The organism is Bradyrhizobium sp. HKCCYLRH3099 (assembly GCF_051167855.1).
GTDB lineage: Bacteria > Pseudomonadota > Alphaproteobacteria > Rhizobiales > Xanthobacteraceae > Bradyrhizobium.
The window spans coordinates 197666-216286 of record NZ_JBNPTW010000001.1; the positions used below are offsets into that span (position 1 = coordinate 197666).

General features: G+C 67.3%; 13 protein-coding genes. 7 read left to right on the top strand and 6 right to left on the bottom strand.

Annotated features, from left to right (window positions below; genetic code table 11):
- Nucleotides 1-3: 3 nt before the first annotated feature.
- From ACQR1Y_RS00955 to ACQR1Y_RS00970, 4 genes are all read right to left on the bottom strand, one after another.
- Entirely contained in the window at nucleotides 4-861 is an 858-nt protein-coding gene (locus ACQR1Y_RS00955) for a carbohydrate ABC transporter permease (RefSeq protein WP_434878533.1), read from the bottom strand.
- Between the two features lie 12 nt (nucleotides 862-873).
- Nucleotides 874-1800: a carbohydrate ABC transporter permease gene (locus tag ACQR1Y_RS00960; protein ID WP_434878656.1), complete on the bottom strand. Its 927-nt coding sequence runs from the start codon at nucleotides 1798-1800 to the stop codon at nucleotides 874-876.
- A 105-nt stretch (nucleotides 1801-1905) separates the two neighbouring features.
- Nucleotides 1906-3345, bottom strand: a complete 1440-nt coding sequence (locus ACQR1Y_RS00965; RefSeq protein WP_434861625.1) for an extracellular solute-binding protein — start codon at nucleotides 3343-3345, stop codon at nucleotides 1906-1908.
- 38 nt (nucleotides 3346-3383) lie between these two features.
- A complete protein-coding gene (locus tag ACQR1Y_RS00970; RefSeq protein WP_434861720.1) occupies nucleotides 3384-4373 on the bottom strand; it encodes a sugar-binding transcriptional regulator in 990 nt (329 codons plus the stop codon).
- A gap of 180 nt (nucleotides 4374-4553) precedes the next feature.
- Between ACQR1Y_RS00970 and ACQR1Y_RS00975 the strand changes: the two genes are divergently transcribed.
- From ACQR1Y_RS00975 to ACQR1Y_RS00985, 3 genes are read left to right on the top strand one after another with little or no spacing between them, the layout of a single operon-like run.
- Nucleotides 4554-5828, top strand: coding sequence for an FGGY-family carbohydrate kinase (locus tag ACQR1Y_RS00975; RefSeq protein ID WP_434878532.1), 1275 nt, complete (start codon nucleotides 4554-4556; stop codon nucleotides 5826-5828).
- Complete coding sequence (locus tag ACQR1Y_RS00980) at nucleotides 5825-6694, top strand: TIGR01459 family HAD-type hydrolase (RefSeq protein ID WP_434878531.1); 870 nt, start codon at nucleotides 5825-5827, stop codon at nucleotides 6692-6694. The genes ACQR1Y_RS00975 and ACQR1Y_RS00980 overlap by 4 nt, the downstream gene beginning before the upstream one ends.
- Before the next feature lie 12 nt (nucleotides 6695-6706).
- Nucleotides 6707-7732: a class II aldolase/adducin family protein gene (locus ACQR1Y_RS00985; RefSeq protein WP_434878530.1), complete on the top strand. Its 1026-nt coding sequence runs from the start codon at nucleotides 6707-6709 to the stop codon at nucleotides 7730-7732.
- 42 nt (nucleotides 7733-7774) lie between these two features.
- Here ACQR1Y_RS00985 and ACQR1Y_RS00990 read toward each other — a convergent pair whose 3' ends face one another.
- Both ACQR1Y_RS00990 and ACQR1Y_RS00995 read right to left on the bottom strand, forming a co-directional pair.
- On the bottom strand, nucleotides 7775-8683 hold the full coding sequence (locus tag ACQR1Y_RS00990) for an amino acid ABC transporter substrate-binding protein (protein ID WP_434878529.1): 909 nt from the start codon (nucleotides 8681-8683) through the stop codon (nucleotides 7775-7777).
- 128 nt (nucleotides 8684-8811) lie between these two features.
- Nucleotides 8812-9711: a LysR family transcriptional regulator gene (locus tag ACQR1Y_RS00995; protein WP_434878528.1), complete on the bottom strand. Its 900-nt coding sequence runs from the start codon at nucleotides 9709-9711 to the stop codon at nucleotides 8812-8814.
- Between the two features lie 117 nt (nucleotides 9712-9828).
- Here ACQR1Y_RS00995 and ACQR1Y_RS01000 point away from each other — a divergent pair, with 117 nt between their 5' ends.
- The 4 genes from ACQR1Y_RS01000 (at nucleotide 9829) to ACQR1Y_RS01015 (ending at nucleotide 18431) form a co-directional block, all read left to right on the top strand.
- Nucleotides 9829-10461 (top strand): RraA family protein, encoded by a 633-nt coding sequence (locus ACQR1Y_RS01000; protein ID WP_434878527.1) that lies wholly within the window; start codon nucleotides 9829-9831, stop codon nucleotides 10459-10461.
- Between the two features lie 941 nt (nucleotides 10462-11402).
- The gene (locus ACQR1Y_RS01005) at nucleotides 11403-14558 is read left to right on the top strand and encodes a hypothetical protein (protein WP_434878526.1); all 3156 of its coding nucleotides are present in this window, start codon (nucleotides 11403-11405) and stop codon (nucleotides 14556-14558) included.
- Nucleotides 14555-16249, top strand: a complete 1695-nt coding sequence (locus ACQR1Y_RS01010) for an SWIM zinc finger family protein (RefSeq protein ID WP_434878525.1) — start codon at nucleotides 14555-14557, stop codon at nucleotides 16247-16249. Before ACQR1Y_RS01005 ends, ACQR1Y_RS01010 begins: the two co-directional genes overlap by 4 nt.
- Before the next feature lie 352 nt (nucleotides 16250-16601).
- A complete protein-coding gene (locus ACQR1Y_RS01015; RefSeq protein ID WP_434878238.1) occupies nucleotides 16602-18431 on the top strand; it encodes a reverse transcriptase domain-containing protein in 1830 nt (609 codons plus the stop codon).
- The last annotated feature ends 190 nt before the right edge of the window (nucleotides 18432-18621 follow it).

Here is an 18621-nt window from a genome sequence, read left to right on the forward strand (position 1 = left end):
TGCTCAACCCTTCACTGCACCGAGCGAGAGACCTTCGACCAGATAGCGCTGCGCATAGAGCGCGAGCAGCAGGGTCGGCGTCACCGACAGCACGATTGCCGCCGCGATCTGGCCGTATTGGATGCCGGACGCGGTGACGAAGGCCAGCGCGCCGACCGTCACCGGCTGCTTGTCGGCCGAGGCCAGGATCAGCGCGAAGACGAAATTGTTCCAGCAGAAAATGAACGACAGCAGGCCCGCTGCCGCAATGCCAGGACCGGCAAGCGGAACCGCGATTCGCGTGAACGCCTCGCGCCAGGAATGCCCGGCCAGCCGGTAGGCATGCTCGATATCCGGGCTGATGTCCTCGAAATAGCCGCGCACGATCCACAGGATGAGTGGCAGCGCGATCAGCTGATAGACCCAGACGATGCCGAAATAGGTGTCGTTGAGGCCGAGCTGCTGGTAGTAGAGCGACAGCGGCAGCAGCACCAGGAGCGGCGGTGCGAATCGGAACGACAAGAGCGTGAACGCGATGGTCTCGCCGAGCTTGAACTTGAAGCGCGCGAAGGCATAGGCCGCGGGCACGCCGAGCAGCAGCGCCAGAATCACGGACGCACTCGACAGCAGGAAGCTGTTCATCAGATTGCGCATGAACGAGATCTGCAGATTGCCGGCGGCGGTCTTGAGCTGGCCGGAGATCAACGCCTCGTAATTGGCGAGCGTCGGCTCGAACAACACCCGCGGCGGAATACGCAGGATCTGCTCGTTGGTCTGGAACGACATCAGCAGGATCCAGACGATCGGAAACATGAAGAATACGAGCACGAGCGCGAGCGCAACGCCGCGGAAGATGCGCCCCATGAGACTGGAGTGATCCATCAGCGGCCTCCTTCAGGCGTGACCGTGGGCGCGTTCGCGCAGCCGCAGCCAATTCTTGATGAAGATGTTCGACAGGATGTTGGTGATCAGCCACAGGATCATCAGCAGCGCCGCGGAGCGTCCGACATTGGTGTACTGGAAGAACTCCAGATAGGCCTGCACCTGGAACACCATCAGCCGGTCCCCTGGCCCGCCCTGGGTCATCGCATAGACGATGTCGAATTGCTGGATCGAGTCGAGCAGCCGGAACAGCGAGGCCGTGATGATGTAGGGCGCGAGCATCGGCAGGGTGATGCGGAAGAACACGAAGCTCGCCGGCACGCCGTCGAGCGCCGCGGCCTCGAACGGCTGCCGCGGCAGCGAGCGCAGGCCGGCCAGCAGCAGGATCATGATGAAGGGCGTGTAGACCCAGACGTCGACCAGCACGACCGTGAACAGCGCGGTCGACGGGTCGGACGCCCATTTGAAGTCGTGGGCGCCGAGCAGCCCGACCAGATAGGACAGGATGCCGAAGCTCGGATTGGTCATCAGCTTCCACATCAGCGCGGCGATCGCCGGCGCCGTCATCAGCGGCAGCAGCAGCATGATCGAGACCGCGTTGTGGAAGCGCGTGGGACGCCGCAGCAAGAGCGCGATGCCGAGACCGAGCAGCAGCTCGGCGATGACAGTCACCGCGGTGTAGACGAGAGAGATCCGCAGCGTATTCCAGAACGCGAGATCCGACAGGAAGTCGATGTAATTGTCGACGCCGATGAAGCCGCGCAGATACGGCAGGTTCAGCCGGTAGCGCTGCAGCGAATACACCGCGGCAGTGACGAACGGCACCAGAATGGCGATGCACACCAGCAGCGCCGGCAGGCTCAGGAGATACGGCAGCAGCCGCCCGCGCCAGCGTTTCGTGCGGCGCGGCGCCGCTTCGGTCTCGACAAGTTGGGCCATGCTCATGACAGGCGTGATCACATCGTCGCAGGGAGATGGGCCGGTCCGGACGCTTGTGGGGAGCGGCCGGACCGGCGGGTGGTCATGGAGAGTGCGCGTCCAGCCTCAGCCGAGGCCGGCCTGCTTCAACTGACGGTTGATGCTGTCGGCCAGCTTGTCGAGGCCCTCGTCGACGGTGATCTCCTTGGCCACCATCTTCTGCAGCGACGCCGCCCATTCGGTCGTGAGATCGAAGAACAGCGGCTGCGCCGTGAAGTAGATCTTGGCTCCGGGCGCCGAGAGGTCATGCTGCTCGAGATAGCCCGGATAGGATTTGGCAATGCGGTCGCGGAACTCGCTGTCCTTCCACACGGAGGTGCGGACCGGATTGACGAAGTCCATCTTGCGCGCACCGAACAGGTCGTGCTCGACCGAGGCCGCCCATTGCATGAAGGTCCAGGCCGCATCCTTCTGCTTGGAGAAGCTCGACATCGCGAGCGACCAGATCCACACGTTCGGCGTCGGCGCCTTGGCGGCCGGATTGGCCGCGAACGGCGCGTAGCCGAGATTGCCGCGCTCCTTGTTCTCGCCGCCGTTCATGAAGTAGCCGAGAATGTCGGCGTCGAAGATCATGCCCGACGCGCCGGCGCCGAGATCGGTGCCGACCTGGTACCAGGTATAGGTCGACCAGTTCTTGGGACCCGAACCCTGGATCATCTTGACCCACTTCTCGTGGAAGTCCTTCGAGGCCTTGGTGTTCATCGCGGCCTTGAGCTTGCCGCCCTCCATCACGAAGTCCTTCTGGCCGAAATTCGCATAGGCCGACAGGAAGCCCGGATGGATCGTGGCCCAGGAGCGCGAGCCGCGCACGCCGACGCCATAGGGACCGCCGGCATCCTTGGTGATCTTGGCCGCGACCTCCAGCATCTCGTCGAGATTGGTCGGCGGCTTGACGCCGACCTTGCTGAAGATGTTACGGTTATAGGTGATGTTGTTGAGCTCGTAGCCCCACGGAATGCACCACTGTTTCGCCTTGCCGGAGCCGAGCTCGGAGCCGGCGACACCGTCCCAGGCGGTCGAGGAGCGCAGGCCCGGCAGCACGTCGTCCCAGGCAAACGCCGGATTGGTCTTGGCCGGATCCTTGATGTAGGTGTTGAGGTCTTCGATCCAGCCGGCCGGACCATAGGTCCAGGTCATGTAGGCGCCGGTCATGAAGGCATCGTACTGATCCGACTTCGACGACAGCGCCGCCGTGACCTTGTCGAAATAGACGTCCTCCGGAAAGATGTCGTAGGTGACGTTCATGCCGGTCAGGCTCTTGAACGCCTCGATGTCGCCGATCATCGCATCGACGTAAGGATGTTTGTTAAGCAGCAGCTTGACGGTCTTGCCGCTGTGGGCCTTCCAGTTGAAGTCGGCGGCCATCGCCTTCGACATCGCCGAGGCAAAGGCGGCATTGGCGGCCACGCCGGCGATGCCGAGCTTGGCAGCGCCGTCGAGCAGATCGCGCCGGCTGATGCGCTTGCCCGCATAGGACGCAAAGAGATTCTTCTCACGATCGTACATTCAACCCTCCCTATTTTTTATGATGAGACTTGTTCGCGTTACCTGCCCTTCCGACTTTTCTTCTTGGAGTGACCGGATGTTTTCTCCGGCTTGTCGGTCGTGAGTGCCTGAGCCGTGACCTCGTCGATGATGAGGCCGTTCAGGAAGCCGCTGCGCAGCACCGCCCGCAGCGCTGTGAGTTTTGCCTCGCCGCCGCCGATGGCGACGATGCGGTGTTTCTTCAGCTCGCTCGCCGCCATCGAGGTCGCGCGCGCGGAGAGATCGAGATCGAGCAACTCGCCGTCGGCGTTGAAGAAGTGGCCGAGCAGATCGGCGCAGGCGCCGGCGCGCTTCAGCTCGACGACCTCGTCGGGCTTGATCATGCCGCTCGACACCAGGAAGCCGTCGGCGTGAATCTGGCCGATCCCGACGAACAGCAGCGAGGCCTGCTGCGCCAGCGCGAACACGTCTGATATGCCGAACTGCTGCATCAGGACGCGGCGGTCGGCCACGGAGTTGGCGAACACCGGCACCGGCAGCAGATAGGCCTCGGCGCCGGTGCGCTCGGCGAGACGGTGGATCACGTCGAACGGATTGGCCGCGAACTTGCGCGTGAGGCCGCCGAGCAGCGAGACGAACTGCACGTCGCGCGCCGGCGTCTGCGGCAGTTGCGCCACCACGGCCGCGAGCGTGCGGCCGTGGCCGACACCGATGATCTTGTCGTCGCCGCGCTCAAGCACCTGGCGCAGGAAGCTCGCCCCCTCCAGCGCCAGCGCCTTCAGTGGCAGATCGCCCTCGCCGAGATCTGGCGCCACGCGGCAGAAGTCGAGGCCATAGCGGTCGGCCAGCGCGTTCTCCAGCGCGACGCATTCCGCGACGGGCCCTTCGACGAAGACGCGGATCATGCCCTCGCGGCTGGCGCGCGCGATCAGCCGATGCGCCTTGGTGCTCTGGATGTTCAGGCGGTCGGCGACCTCCGACTGCGTCAGTCCGGCCGCGAAATACAGCCACGCCGCGCGCGTCGCCAGCGAGGCCTCGCCGTCCACCATGGGCGCCCTGTCGGAAGCTGTCGTCACGCGCGATTGCCTGCTTGCAAATTTCTTCACGTCTTGCAAAAAATTGCAGACACCGATCCGGCCGTCAATCCCCCAAACGTGCTGCAGCGCGTCAGGGACTGACGGGATCGCGCGGGCAGGCATGCTCGCCTGGTCACAACGAGAAGAGGTCGCATGAGGGAGTTGTTTGTCGGCATCGATGTCGGAACGAGCGGCGTGCGCGCCTGCGCGATCGATGCCAGTGGCGCGATCCAGGGCGCAGCTTCTGTGCCGCTCGCATCGCCGCGTCAGGATGGCGCAGCCATCGACCAGGATCCCGAGCTGTGGTGGCGGGCGACCACATCGGCGCTCGGCAAGCTCGGCGAAGCCGTCGATTTGCGCGCCGCCGCGCGCATCGCGGTCGACGGCACGTCAGGCACGCTGCTGCTGATCGACGGCGACGGACGTCCCCGCTCCCTGGGGCTGATGTACAACGATGCACGCGCCGTCGATGAGGCCAGGCGGATTGCCGCGGTCGCACCGCCGGAGAGCGGCGCGCATGGCACCAGTAGTCCGCTCGCGAAACTGATGCATCTGCTGGCGTCGACCGGCGGCGCTGTCCGCGTCGCGCATCAGGCCGACTGGATTGCGGGCCGGCTCGCCGGCCGTCATGGCGTCAGCGACGAGAACAACGCGCTCAAGCTCGGCTATGATCCGGTGCAGCGCTGCTTTCCCGATTGGTTCGATCAGCTCGGCGTGCCGCGCGAGGTGCTGCCGACCATCCTGGTGCCCGGCACGCCGTTCGCCGAGATCGATCCCGCGATCGCGCGCGCGCTCGGCATCGGGTCCTCCGCGCGCATCGTCGCCGGCACCACCGATGGCGTGGCCGCCTTCATCGCCACCGGCGCCGACGCGCCGGGCGATGCCGTCACCTCGCTCGGCACCACGCTCGTGGTCAAGCTGATCGCGACCCAGCCGATCTTTGCCGCCGATCAGGGCGTCTACTCGCACCGGCTCGGCGACAAATGGCTCGCCGGCGGCGCGTCGAACTCCGGTGGCGCCGCGCTGCTCGCGCATTTCTCCGCCGACGACATGGACCGCATGACACCCTTACTGCGCCCCGACGAGCCCATCGGGCTCGGCTATTATCCGCTGCCGAAACCCGGTGAGCGTTTCCCGATCGCCGATCCCGCGCTGGCGCCGCGGATTACGCCGCGGCCGGCGGAGGATCATCGCTTCTTCCAGGCGCTGCTCGAGGGCATCGCCGATGTCGAGGCGCTGGCCTATCGGCGCCTGCAGGCGCTCGGCGCGCCGACATTGCGGCGGGTCATCAGCATCGGCGGCGGCGCCAGGAACCACGCCTGGATGCGGATGCGCGAGCGCGTCATCGGCGTGCCCGTCAGCGTCGCGGCGCAGACGGAGGCCAGCTACGGCACCGCCCTGCTCGCCTTGCAGGGGCCGCCGCAATGACCGCCGCGGCGTGTGAGATCAGCGGCCTTTCCGCGATTGCCGACCGGTTCGATCACGTGCTGCTCGATCAATGGGGCACGCTGCACGATGGGCGCACCGTGTTTCCCGCGGCGCTGGAGTGCCTCGCCAGGCTGAAGCGGGCGCACAAGCCGACCCTGGTGCTGTCCAACTCCGGCAAACGGGCGCGCTCGAATGCCGAGCGACTGGCGCGGCTCGGTGTCAACAGCGCGGCCTATGACGGCATTCTGACCTCGGGCGAAGTCACCTGGACCGGATTGCGCGACCGGACGCGCGCGCCCTTCACCGATTGCGGCGACACCTGCTTCCTGATCAGCCGCGGCGGCGACCGCTCCCTGATCGAGGACCTGGACATCGTGACCGTCGACGACATGCGCGAGGCCGATTTCATCCTGCTCGGCGGGCTCGACGATGATCTGGCCGAGCCCGATCTCTGGCGGGACCAGTTCGCGCGAGCGGCGGCGCGCCGCGTGCCGATGATCTGCGCCAATCCCGACCTGATGATGTTCGGTGCGAGCGGCCTCGTCCCCGCCCCCGGCACGCTGGCGCGCGCCTATGCGTGGCTCGGCGGCGCGGTAACCTTCGTCGGCAAGCCGCATGCGCCGATTTTCGAGGCGGCGCTGGAGCAACTCGGGCGTCCCGATCCGCGGCGTGTCCTGATGATCGGCGACTCGCTCGACCACGACGTCGCCGGCGCGCGTGCCATGGGGTTGCAGACCCTGCTGCTTGCCGATGGCGTGCATCGCACCGCGCTGGCCGGCGCGCCTGATCTTGCTGCGGCCACGCGAAAGCTCGCGGCGTCGACGCGCCGCATGCCGAACTGGACGATGCAGCAACTGAGCTGGTGAAGGAGACCGACCATGCGCGAACCCGCCGAGCTTGATGCGTTGCGCCGGATGTCGGCGCGCGTCGGCTGCAACATGCTGCTCGTGCAGGGCGCCGGCGGCAATTCCTCCGTGAAGGATGACGATGTCCTCTGGGTCAAGGCCTCCGGCACGTGGCTGTCCGACGCCAATGACAAGGACATCTTCGTGCCGGTGCTGCTGACGGCGGCGCGCGAGGCGCTGGCCCGCGACGACGAGCGCATCCCGCTGGCCGCGCCCGGTGCCTTGCGCGCGTCGATCGAGACCTCGCTGCACGCGCTGATGCCGCACCGGGTCGTGCTGCATGTGCATGCCGTCAACACCATCGCCTGGGCGGCGCGCCGCGACGCGCGCGATGAATTTGCCGCGCGGCTCGACGGGCTCGCCTGGCGTCATGTCGACTATGTCCATCCGGGGCTGCCGCTGGCGCGCGCGGTCGGCGCGATCGTCGCAAGCGAGAGCGTCGACGTGCTCATCCTCGGCAATCACGGCCTGGTCGTCGGCGCCGAGACCTGCGAGGACGCCGAGGCGCTGGTCCGCGACATCGAGACGCGGCTGTCCTTGCCGGTGCGCGCAACACAAGCGGCAGACGATGCCGCCTTGCGCCGGCTCTGCGCCGGCACCGAGTATCGCCTGCCGGCCGACGCAGGCTGTCATGGCATCGCCACCGATCCGTTCAGCCGCGCGGTCGCGACCGGCGGCTCGCTGTATCCGGACCATGTGGTGTTTCTCGGCCCGGGCCTGCCGACGATCGAAGGTGCCGATGGTCTCGCCACGCTGCTGTCGCGCGCGCGCGCAGCCGGCCTCCCCGCGCCCGTCGCGGCCTTGGCGCCGGGTCTCGGCGCCATCATCCGCAACGATGCCAGTCCCGGCGCGGAGGCCATGCTGAGCTGCCTCGCGCTGGTCACCAGCCGCCTGCCGCTGTCGGCCGAGATCAGCTATCTCTCGTCACAGCATGAGCAGATGCTGCTCAACTGGGACGCCGAGCGCTACCGGCAGCAGCTGACGGCGAGTCGCGGGTAGATCGGCCGCATCAGTTCGGATCAGCCGACGCGATCCATGGCTTCATTCGGCTGCATAGGCATCCGGATCGGGACTGCTGCTGGGCTTCTTGAACGCAGCGCGCAACGCAGCCGGCATCGGATAGTTGAAATTGGTCCCGGTCGGCGGCACCGGCGATTCGAACCAGGTCTTGTAGAGCTTTTCGATCTCCGGGCTCTGATACAGCTCGGCGGTGACGCGGTCGGCGATGGCCTTGAACGGGGCATCATCCTTGCGCAGCATGATGCCGAATGGCTCGGCCTTGGAGAACGCATCTTCGCTGATGACATAGGCGGCCGGCTCCTTGGAGCGCGCGATCGCGACCGCAAGCTGGACGTCGTCGAGCACATAGGCCTGCGCCCGGTCGGTCTCGAGCATCAGGAACGCCTCGGCCTGGTCCTTGGCGGGAACGATGGTGATCCCGAGCTTGCGCTCGACATTGACCTTGTTCAGTTGCGCGATGTTGGTCGACCCGGCGATCGCAACGGCCGTTTTGCCCTTCAAATCGTCGATCCGCCGCAGCGAGCTCGACGCCTTGGCGGCGAACCGCGTTGCGCTGAGAAAATGCGTGTTGGTGAAGGTGACGAGCTTCTGGCGCTCCGCGTTGTTGGTGGTGGAGGCGCAGAGAAGGTCAATGGTGCCGTTGGTCATCAGCGGAATGCGGGTGGACGAGGTGACCGGAACGGTCTCGACCACGAGGTTGGGCAGCCCGAGCTCCCGCTTCACGGCGTCGGCGATCCGCGCACAGATGTCGAGCGCGTAGCCCACCGGCTTCTGGTTGCCGTCGAGATAGCTGAAGGGCACCGCCGCTTCCTGGAAGGCGACCGCGATCTTGCCGGTTTCCTTGATCTTCTGCAGCGTGCCGGTCAACTCCTCGGCGCTAGCCGCATGTGCCGCCAGAACCAGTGCCAGTACGCATCCCCATCGGCGCATCGAAGCCTCTCCTCGTCGTCATTCCCTGCATGGTGCAGCGGGCCGCAGCCTCGCTTCGGCCGACTGCGATGAAAAGGGATAAAAACGCTTCTGGGTCCATTCCAAAAAGTGATGTCTATCTCGGAGCTCTAGCCCTGGAGCTGCCGGCTGAAGTCGCAGGTCCTGCGCGCCAGTTCGGCCACGACGGCCGTGAGCGCCGACGGCCTGTCGTTGCGATACATCGCCGAATACGGCACGGCGGGAAGCGCCGGCTTGACCGGTACGACGGACAATTTTCCCTCGGCAAAAAGCGGCCGGAAGCAACGTTGCGGAAGGTAGCTGATGCCGAGGCCGGCCACGGCGAGACCGACGAGAGCGGTGAGATTGTCGACCGTAATCGCCCGCTTGAAGGCGACACCGTTCGCCGTCAGCCACCGATTGATGTAGAGCCCCTGCCCGGAGCGGCGGCCCTGCATCAGGAGAGTGTATTCCCCGAGTTCCTCGAAGCCGAGCGACCGCCGCGACCGAACCAGACCAGGGCGCGCGGTCCAGACGTTCTGTACTTCCGCGAGCCTGACCGAGGTCACATCCGGATCGGAAAACACCTCAGGGACCACGATCAGGTCGATGCTGCCTTCCATCAGGCGATCGTAGAGCGTGCGGGTGGTCTCCACTTCAGGCTCGATCACCACGGCAGGATGCTGCTCCCGAATGGCCGAGACGAGGCGCGGCAACCATGTCAGCGCCGACAGTTCCGTGGCGCCAAGGCGCAGCCGGCGGGCTGGGGACTGCCGCCCGTCCCTCAGCGCCAGGATCTGCTCCTGCAGCGTCAGCATCTGGCGGCCCAGAGCGAGGATCTCCTCGCCCCGCTCGGTCAGCCGCGCACCGCGCTGGCGGCGGTCGAACAGCGGCACGCGCGCGGACGCTTCGAGCTCCTGGACCCGCTTGGAGATCGCCGACTGCGTCGTGTTGAGCTTCGCCGCGGCGCGCTCGAACGTACCGAGCTCCGCGATCCAATGCAGCGCCTCGAGCTGCTTCAGCGTGATCATAAGACATTCTCAAAAGCGATGATATGACATCGTCATTTATCTGTTTTCTGAATTTAGCGCGAGTCCTACACCCGTGGCTGCGCAGCCATCCGACGGCACGCATCGAGGAGAGCGACAATGAGTGACACCGAACGGCCGCCGGTTGCGACAGTCGATCCCGGCCGGATTGCCGCCTTCAGGCAGATTCCGACGGCCGTGATCAGCGACAATCTCGAGCGTTTGCCGGGCGCGATCGGCCTCAAGCCGTTCTACAAGGGAACGCCCATGGCCGGGATCGCGCTCACGGTCGACACCGCGCCGGGCGACAATCTGTTCGTCCATCGCGCGCTCGATCTGATCAAGCCCGGCGATGTGCTCGTGATCAATGGCGGCGGCGACGAGACGCGCGCCCTCGTCGGCGAGATCATCGCCGCGATCGCCGAGCAACGCGGCGCGGCCGGAATCGTGCTCGACGGCGCCATCCGCGATTCCGCCGTGCTGATGGCGTCGCCGTTTCCGGTGTTCGCGCGCGCCGCCAACCATCGCGGCCCCTACAAGAACGGGCCGGGCACCATCAACGAGCCGGTCTCGATCGGCGGCATGGTGGTGGCACCCGGCGACGTCGTGGTGGGCGATGCCGACGGCGTCGTGGCCTTCGCGCCGGAACGCGCTTCGCTGCTGTTGGAGATGACGCGCGCGCAGGAGCAGCGCGAGGCCGACATCCTGGCGAGCATCCGCGCGGGCCGCTACCAAGGAGCCTACGGAAAATAGCCGCGGGCGGCGGCAGTCGGGCCTGCACACGAGCCCGACGGGCGACTCATGCCTCGCGCAGACTCTCACCTGTACCCGCCGGGCAAGCCAAAGCCGTGCGCCGGAAAACTGATTTCTTCCGTCGTCTCAGTCAGATGACCTGTGTCCAGTCGTCTCACAAAAAATAAATCGATTTCGCTTTCTACGAAAGTCTGCTTGGATGCCCCTGTCCCGCCTCGCCGAGAGGGGCGCATCGCGATCGTCACGACGCGTGGGGTGGGATGCGGTGGGTGTGTCGGCTCGCAGCATGGCCTTGGGCCATGTGGACGAACGAGCCCGATGCGCCGGCGAAATCGTAGGGTCCTGGCCTCCCGATGCTGAGGTCAAGCGGATGGTGATGATGATCCGTCCGTGACGGGGGCAAAAAAGCCCGGTCCCCGGGGAGAGGACGTATAAGCCGCCCAACCATCGCGCGGGGAATGCCGGGATGTCTCGGCTGAACCTGTGGTGACTGCCGCCTGCTTTTTTTCTGCAGGCGGGCCATGGGTGCGGCCAGCGCCCGGCATTCCCCGCGCCCTCTCCTGATTCGAGGGCGAATGACCAGCACGACCCGGACGCCGTCGCGCCGCGGGGCTGCGAAGTCACGCCAGATGAAACCACGCCAGAAAAAGCCACAAACGGAGTCGAATTTCGTTCAGCGATTCCGGCTGCTCTGAAAGGGCGAAACATTGTCTGCGCCGTCAACCTCTTGCTCAGAGCACCGATTGCCCCAATATCAGGCGACGCCGATACGATGGCGGCTGCGGCGACACAGCGCGGTCTCCGGCTTTCAACGCGCCAATGGCGCGATGCCGTTGCCACCGCCATGCCACATTGCCCTCGTGTGGCATCGGCGCACCCGCCCGTTGACGCGGCGTGCCCGGCTTGCCATGTAGGCCGCCCGAACCTCCCAGGGGCAGTCCATGCAAGTCATTCGCTCGGTGCGCCTCTGGATGAAGGAGGGCAAGTCCGACAAGGTCTACGAAGTCGATCTCGTCGATCTCGAACGCGGCGACGGCGACGCGCGCTATCTGGTCAATTTCCGCTATGGCCGTCGCGGCGGCTCGCTGCGCGACGGCACCAAGACGACGTCGCCGGTCACCCGCGCCAACGCCGACAAGCTGTTCGACAGCGTCGTGGTGTCCAAGATCAATGGCGGCTATCGCCGCGTCGATGGCGACGCGCCGCCGTTGATGGAGCTCAACGCCGGAACCACCAATGACGGCCGCGATACGGCGTTGCTGAAACAGCTCGCGCTCTGTATCCGCGGCGGCTGGAGCGACGCGGAGCGCGACCGGCTGTTCTGGCGTCTCGGCGTGATCCGGCTGGCCGCCGCCTATCCGCAACTCGCCGCCTTCGCGCAGAAGGCCGGCGCGGCGAATGCGAGCTACAGCCTGGTCTATGCGCTGGCGCGCTGCGGCGGCGGAAGCGCCGCCGACCTGCTGCGCAGCTGCGCGGAGACCAATGTCAGTCCCGTGACCCGCGACTACGCGGCCTATGCGCTGGCGAGCGAGCTGATGGGCGCGCAGCGCTCGCCGCCGCGCCCGTCGCTGCCGCGCACCAGCGATGCGGCCGCCAACGGCGACATCGAGGCGGCGCTTGCAGGCGGCAATGGCGCGGCGCTGCTGCAGGCGCTGGCGACGGCGAGCGCATCGCAGCCGACCTTCGGCAATCAGTACCTGATCGCCCTCGCCCATCACGCGCTCGCCGACGCCGCCGCGCGCCGCACGCTGCTGTCGGCCGTGCGCGCGATGACGCCCCGTCCACCTTACGTGCAGGTGCTGCGGCGGCTGTTCAAATATGCCGATCTCACCGACGACGGCCCGCTGTTCGCCGCGACGGCGCGGCAGTTCGAGCTGGCGACGCCGATGTATCGCCGCGACCACGTCTATCGCGATCAGGTCTGGCTGCCCGGCTTGCGCCAGCCGCTGAAGCTCAGCGAGGAGCAAGCCAGCGCCGTGCCGCGGCTCGCGCTGTCCGACCAGACCCTGTTCTACTTCAAGCGGCGCGCCTGGCGCATGCTGCGCAAGCGCGCCGAGCTCGGCCAGGACGCCTTCACGGCGATGGCGAGCGAGCTCCTCCTCGCCTTCACCGACGCCGACGGCAGCAAGCCGGTGGAATGGACCGGCTATGTCGCCATCGACGGCCGCTATCAGTCCGTTCCGCACGCCACCGAGGCGCTGAGCCGGGTCTGGAGCGCCAGCCATCTGCTGTATGGCGCGGCCGAGACCAGCCGCTTCAACGACAAGGCGCTGACGCATCGTCATGTCGGCGCGCGCATCGCCGGCCGGCGCCAGGAGGCCTTCCCGGCGCTGTGGGATGCCCAGCCGCAATCCCTGCTCCGTATCGCGGCGCTGGCGCGCAACCACGATGCCGCACGCTTTGCCGCGCTGGCATTGCAGCAGGGTGCGCCACGGCCGGAAGCGATGGACATCGCCGCCATCGGCGGCCTGCTGACCTCGCCCTATCCGGAGGTCACCACGCTCGCAGCGGGGATCGCGCGGCGTCTGATCGACGCCGGAAAGGCCGATGCGGTCCTGATCGCGGCGCTGCTCGCGACGGGCGCACAGGAGATGCGCGACCTCGCCATCCGCGCCATCGACGATCGCGCCGACTGGCCTTGGGGCCACACAGACCTTGCGCTGGCTACGCTGACGAGCCCCTACGAGCATGTGCAAAGCCGGGCCCGCGCCTGGCTGCGCGACCGTGCGCCGTCACGCGAGCAGCGCGCGCTGGCGACGGAGGCGTTCGCGGCCTGGCTCGCGCAATTGCCGGCAGAGCTCGACGACCTCCAGCGCGCCGGCCTGTCAGCCGCCGTCGCCCTGCTGCCGCAGCTCTGGCCCGATCGCGACTGCCCGCTGCAGCCGGAGGTGATCGAAGGCCTCACCGGCCATGGCAGCCCTGAGGTCCAGGCGGCGAGCATCCAGCTCATCGCCGTCACGCCGACGAAGCCCGCTGACCTGCCCCCGGCCTTCCTGCAGGCAATCCTGCTGGCCGACGCGCCCGAGATCCGCGCCGCCGCGATGAGCCTGCTGGGCCGGCTCGACGACGCTGCGCTGGCGGAGCATCGCGACGGCATCGTGCTCGCGGCCACCGGCACTCATGCCGGCCTGCGCGCGGCGGCGCGACCCCTGCTCGCGCGCCTCGCGGCGGCGGATTCGGCGTTCGCGATGAGGGTGCGCGACCTGCTGATGGCCATCCTGTTTCGTTCCGAGCCGGTCGAAGGCCATGCCGTCGACATGGTCGCGCTGTTTACCACGGCTCTGCCGCCGGCGGCGGCCGACGTCGATGACGGCACGCTGTGGCGCCTTCTGCAGGCCCGCGCGACAGGCGCCCGCATGCTCGGCGCGAAGCTGCTCGGGAGCCGCGATCCCGCGCAGTTCTCGGTCCGCCAGCTCGCCCGCCTCGGCAACCATGCACTGGTCGCCGTGCGCCGCTTCGTGCTGCAGGCCTTCGCCGCCGACGAAGCCCGCTTCCGCGCCGATCCCGAGAACGCCGTGCTGCTGGTCGAGAGCGAGTGGGAGGATGTCCGAGCCGCCGCAGTGAACCGGCTGACGGCCTGGCCGAGCGAGGCGCTGCCGGCTTCGGCGCTGGCGGTGATGGCGGATTCCACCGTAGCAGCGGTGCAGGACAGCGCCCGCGTGCTGCTGCGGCGCAGCCTGTCCGACGGCGACATCGCCGACGTGCTGGGCCGCGTGCTTGAGCATCCCTCGGGCAGCTTCCATCTTTTCGTGACCGAGCTGCTCACCGGCGCGGCGCTGTCGGATCCTGCCGTGTTCGCCAAGTTCATGACCCAGGCGCGCATCATCCTGATGCAGATCAACCGCGGCCGCGTGGCCAAGGACCGGATCTTCACGGCGCTGCGCCACGAGGCGCTGGCGCACCGCGAGCGCGCCGCCGAGATCGCGCAGCTGCTGCACGACTTCACCCTGAGCGTCACGCTTCGCGACAAGGCGCCCGCGCTGCTGATCCTGCGCGACATCGCCCGCGCCTGGCCGGATCTGACGCTGCCCGTCACCGTGGCCCGCGCCGGGCGCAGCCCCGAGGGCGGCTCGCATCTCAGCGGAAGCGCCGCATGAATTTCGCCTATCGTTTTCTCGGCAGCACCAGCGCCTCATCCGATGCCGCCGCGTCGTCATTTGCTTTTGCGCCGGACACGCTGCGGCAGCCGACCTTCTTCACCGGCAAGGTCGCGCGCCACATCGCCTTCCGCGAGGCGATCTCGGCGCTGCATCACGTCGTCGTCTCCGACCTGCGCTTCAAGCCGCGCGATCGCACCGCCTATTTCGAATGGCTGAAGCAGAACGAGGCCACCTTCCTCGCCGAGGCGACCGCGCAGTCCGAAGCGCTGAAGCCGCGCATCGCGGAGCTGCAGGCCCGCATTCGCGGATTGGACCAGCAGCGCAATGTCCTGATGCAGCCCTACTGGAAGGCGCAGCGGGCCTATTTCGACTACCTCTACAAACGGGATCGCGATGCCTGGATCGTGCTCGATCCGGTCATCACGGTGCATCCGGACGAGATCTTCTTCGAGTGCTTCAGCCTCGACGAGTCCAGCTACGGCCGGCTGTCCTGCGATCACGACGTGTTCGAAAGCCTCGGCGAGATGGCGTTCGGTACCACCAACATCGACTACAGCCACGCGCTCTACGACGAATTCCAGAAGATCCGCTCCTATCGCGACACGACGCTGACGATCGACCCTTCCGGCTTCGAGGTGCAGACCGGCGGCGACGCCGATTTTCGCGAGGAGAAGATCGACCTGCCGGACAGCTGGGTGCGCGGCTTCCTGCAGGTGTCGAGCGCCATGACCCTGCCGGCGCATGTGTTCGACCTGCATCCCGTCGACATGGCCAACATCCTCACCCGGCTCGCGCAGAAGAAGGAGAAGGCCGGCCCGCGCTCGCTGCGCTTCGTGCTGACGCCGGATGCGCCGGTGGAGGTGGTGATCGAGCCATGGAACGAACGGCTCCGCTTCCGCCGCTCGATCTATCGCGGCCCGAGCGCCGCCGAGATCCGCATCTGGGGCCGGCGCCGGCTCGCGATCCTCGGGCGCACACTGGCACTGGCGCGGTCGGTGCGCGTGCACCTGACCGGCAGCGGCCTGCCCTCGTTCTTCGTCGTCGATTTCGGCGGCCTGCGCTTCACGCTTGGCCTGTCCGGCTGGACAGCGAACGACTGGTCCTCGGCCGGACAGTTCGACCTGCTCGCGCCGCGCCACAAGGTCGATGATGACACGGCGCAGCGGATCTTTACGGCGCTCAGCAGCGCGCATGCGGCGACCGCCGCCGAGCTGTCGCGGCAGACCGGCACCGGCGAGCCGCTCGTGCATGCCGCGCTCACCGCCTACACCCAGGCCGGACGCGTGATGTTCGATCTCGACAAATCGCTCTACCGCCTGCGCGAGCTGACGCGCGAGCCGCTGTCGCCGGACCAGCTCCGCTTTGCCAGCCCGCAGGAGGAAAAGGCCGACCGCCTGATCGCCGCGAACCTCGTCACGATCAGCAGCATCGACCGCAACCAGGGCGCTCGCGCGGTCACCGGCAGCGTGCTCGACAACGCCCGCACCGAGCAGGTCAGCCTCGTGATCGACGGCGACGACCGTCTCGTCGAGGCACGCTGCAGCTGTCACTTCTACATCCACAACAAGATGGCGCGCGGTCCGTGCGAGCACATGCTGGCCCTGCGCCGCATCGTCCATGCGCAGGTCGAGGGCGTGGCCCAAGATGCACAGGCTCACGCACAAGACCGCGGACAGGCCATCGCATGACCGACATGACAGCCGCCATCGACCCACCCGGCTTGAACCGGCAACGACAATTCGCGTATCACTGGCTTCGGAAGAGCGCAGGCCGGTCAGGACCTTGCAATCCGGGCGGCGTATCGCCGTCCTTGCACCATGACCATGCATGCGTCACTGGCCCGATCTTCACTGGGCCGGGGCTGCCCACCCATCCGCAATCGCAGAATGGGTTCTTTGAACCCAATTGCGGATGGGTGGGCGCCCCGGCTTCGAGTGGATCGATCCAGTTCTTGGAGAAGACGAAGGCAAACCGGCCTGCGCTCCTTCCGATCTCTCTTGACCGCTCTGCAGCGACCCTCCTGACCGGAGGGCCGGCCGCGTGACCGACACCGTTTCGCCGGGCAAGCTCACGCGCCAGGAGCTCTACGACCGAATCCGGGAATCCTCGAAGGACGAGGTCATTCTCGAAGAGATGATCCGGCTCGGATTCTGGCCCGATGGCGAAGCAGCGCCCGCGCCGGCTGCGGAGGCCATCCGCAACCGTGCGGAGGCCATTCGCGAACTCGCCGAATTGCAGCGTCAGAACGCCGCGCTCGGCGATCCCGTGCGCGCATTGAAAGAAATGCACAAGCGCCGCAAGGCCGAGGCGATGGCGAGGCGCCAGGAGACCAGGCGTCGCCATGCCGAGGCGCGGCAGACGCGGGCGTTTGCCTGGTACGAGCGGCGCAAGCGCGACGTGCTCTATCTCGGCGAGGATGTTTCGCCCGGACTTCATAGCCGAACGAATGCCACGCCCTTGCGTGATGGCCTGCCCCCACTCGCGGACGCCAAGGCGCTGGCCGATGCGATGGGCATTGCGCTCGCCGAGCTGCGCTTCCTCGCCTTCAACAGGAAGGTGGCGTCGGTCAATCACTATCAGCGCTTCACGATCCCGAAGAAGAGCGGCGGCGAGCGGCTGATCTCGGCGCCGATGCCGCGCCTCAAGCGCGCGCAATACTGGGTGCTCGACAACATCCTGGGCCGAGTGCCGCTGCACGAGGCCGCGCACGGCTTCGCGCCGGAGCGCTCGATCCTGACCAATGCGCGCAACCATGTCGGTCGCGACGTGGTGATCAATCTCGATCTCAAGGATTTCTTTCCGACGCTGACCTATGTCCGCGTCAAGGGCCTGTTCGAGGCGCTCGGCTATGCCGAGTCCGTCGCGATTCCGCTTGCGCTGTTGTGCACCGAGCCGATGGTCGACGAGGTCACGCTCGACGGCGAGCGTCACTTCATCGCCGACGGTCCGCGGCTGCTGCCGCAGGGCGCGCCGACGAGTCCGGCGATCACCAACCTGATCTGCCGCAAGCTCGACCGGCGCCTCGCAGGCCTCGCGCGCACGGTCGGCTTCGTCTACAGCCGCTATGCCGACGACATGACCTTCTCCGGCTCGGGCGAGGCGGTGAAGAAGATCGGCACTCTGCTCAAGGCCGTCCATGGCATCGTCGAGGCCGAAGGCTTCAAGGTGCATCCGGACAAGACGCGCGTGATGCGGCGGTCGGCGCGCCAGGAGGTCACCGGCCTCACCGTCAACGAAGCCGTCGCCGTGCCGCGCGACCTGATGCGCCGCTTCCGCGCGGTGCTGCAGCAGGTCGAGCGCCATGGGCCCGCCGGCAAGCAGTTCGGCCCCGGCAAGGACGTGATCCGCTCGCTGCTCGGCTTCGGGCACTTCGCCGTCATGGTGGACCCGGAGCGCGGCGGCCCGCTGCTCGCGCGTGCGCAGCAACTCGCCGCACGCTACGCGCCCGCGCGCTCGGCGCGGCGCCCGACGCGCAGCGCCTTCCGCAAGGCCGCGGCCGCGGGTCAGATTCCACCCGGCCGGCAATGGACTCCCGCGATGCGGCCGCCGCCGGCACCGGACCCGGTGCTGGTCGCGCTGGCGCGGCAGGAGGAGAAGAAGCAGGCCGCACAGGCGCGCGCCAACGCGCCCGGCCCGTCGCGCCCGCCGATCGTGCCGCCACCGGTCTGGGGCGCGACACGCGCGAACGAGCCGCAGGCGGCCGGTTCGGCCAATCCGTCGACCACGCCCACGAAGCAGCGGCCGCCATGGTACGTCACGGCGCTGGTGATCCTGGCGGCCGTGCTGCTCTCCGTCGCGATCATTCCCGGCGGCGCCGCGATCGCCGGCGGTCTGCTGTATTTCTACTACCGGACATGGTGGAGGCGCTGAACCGACGCGCCGCCGATCAGGACGTCTCGCGCTTCAGCGATCGTCGGCTCTGAACAGAACGCGCCTGGCACATGGCTTCGTGACTGATCCGCATCGTCTCGTCATCCGGGAAGTCGATTTGCACCGAGGGCACGACCTGGAACTGCCGCTGAGCTGGTTCTGACGGAAACTTCGGCACGGCGGCGCCTCT

Excerpts from the sequence above, each read along its gene's own strand:
- ACQR1Y_RS00975 (WP_434878532.1), top strand. The coding sequence starts at position 4,554 with ATGAGGGAGTTGTTTGTCGGCATCGATGTCGGAACGAGCGGCGTGCGC.
- ACQR1Y_RS00985 (WP_434878530.1), top strand. The coding sequence starts at position 6,707 with ATGCGCGAACCCGCCGAGCTTGATGCGTTGCGCCGGATGTCGGCGCGC.
- ACQR1Y_RS00960 (WP_434878656.1), bottom strand. The coding sequence starts at position 1,800 with ATGGCCCAACTTGTCGAGACCGAAGCGGCGCCGCGCCGCACGAAACGC.
- ACQR1Y_RS00980 (WP_434878531.1), top strand. The coding sequence starts at position 5,825 with ATGACCGCCGCGGCGTGTGAGATCAGCGGCCTTTCCGCGATTGCCGAC.
- ACQR1Y_RS00970 (WP_434861720.1), bottom strand. The coding sequence starts at position 4,373 with ATGGTGGACGGCGAGGCCTCGCTGGCGACGCGCGCGGCGTGGCTGTAT.
- ACQR1Y_RS00965 (WP_434861625.1), bottom strand. The coding sequence starts at position 3,345 with ATGTACGATCGTGAGAAGAATCTCTTTGCGTCCTATGCGGGCAAGCGC.
- ACQR1Y_RS01000 (WP_434878527.1), top strand. The coding sequence starts at position 9,829 with ATGAGTGACACCGAACGGCCGCCGGTTGCGACAGTCGATCCCGGCCGG.
- ACQR1Y_RS00990 (WP_434878529.1), bottom strand. The coding sequence starts at position 8,683 with ATGCGCCGATGGGGATGCGTACTGGCACTGGTTCTGGCGGCACATGCG.
- ACQR1Y_RS01010 (WP_434878525.1), top strand. The coding sequence starts at position 14,555 with ATGAATTTCGCCTATCGTTTTCTCGGCAGCACCAGCGCCTCATCCGAT.
- ACQR1Y_RS01005 (WP_434878526.1), top strand. The coding sequence starts at position 11,403 with ATGCAAGTCATTCGCTCGGTGCGCCTCTGGATGAAGGAGGGCAAGTCC.
- ACQR1Y_RS00955 (WP_434878533.1), bottom strand. The coding sequence starts at position 861 with ATGGATCACTCCAGTCTCATGGGGCGCATCTTCCGCGGCGTTGCGCTC.
- ACQR1Y_RS00995 (WP_434878528.1), bottom strand. The coding sequence starts at position 9,711 with ATGATCACGCTGAAGCAGCTCGAGGCGCTGCATTGGATCGCGGAGCTC.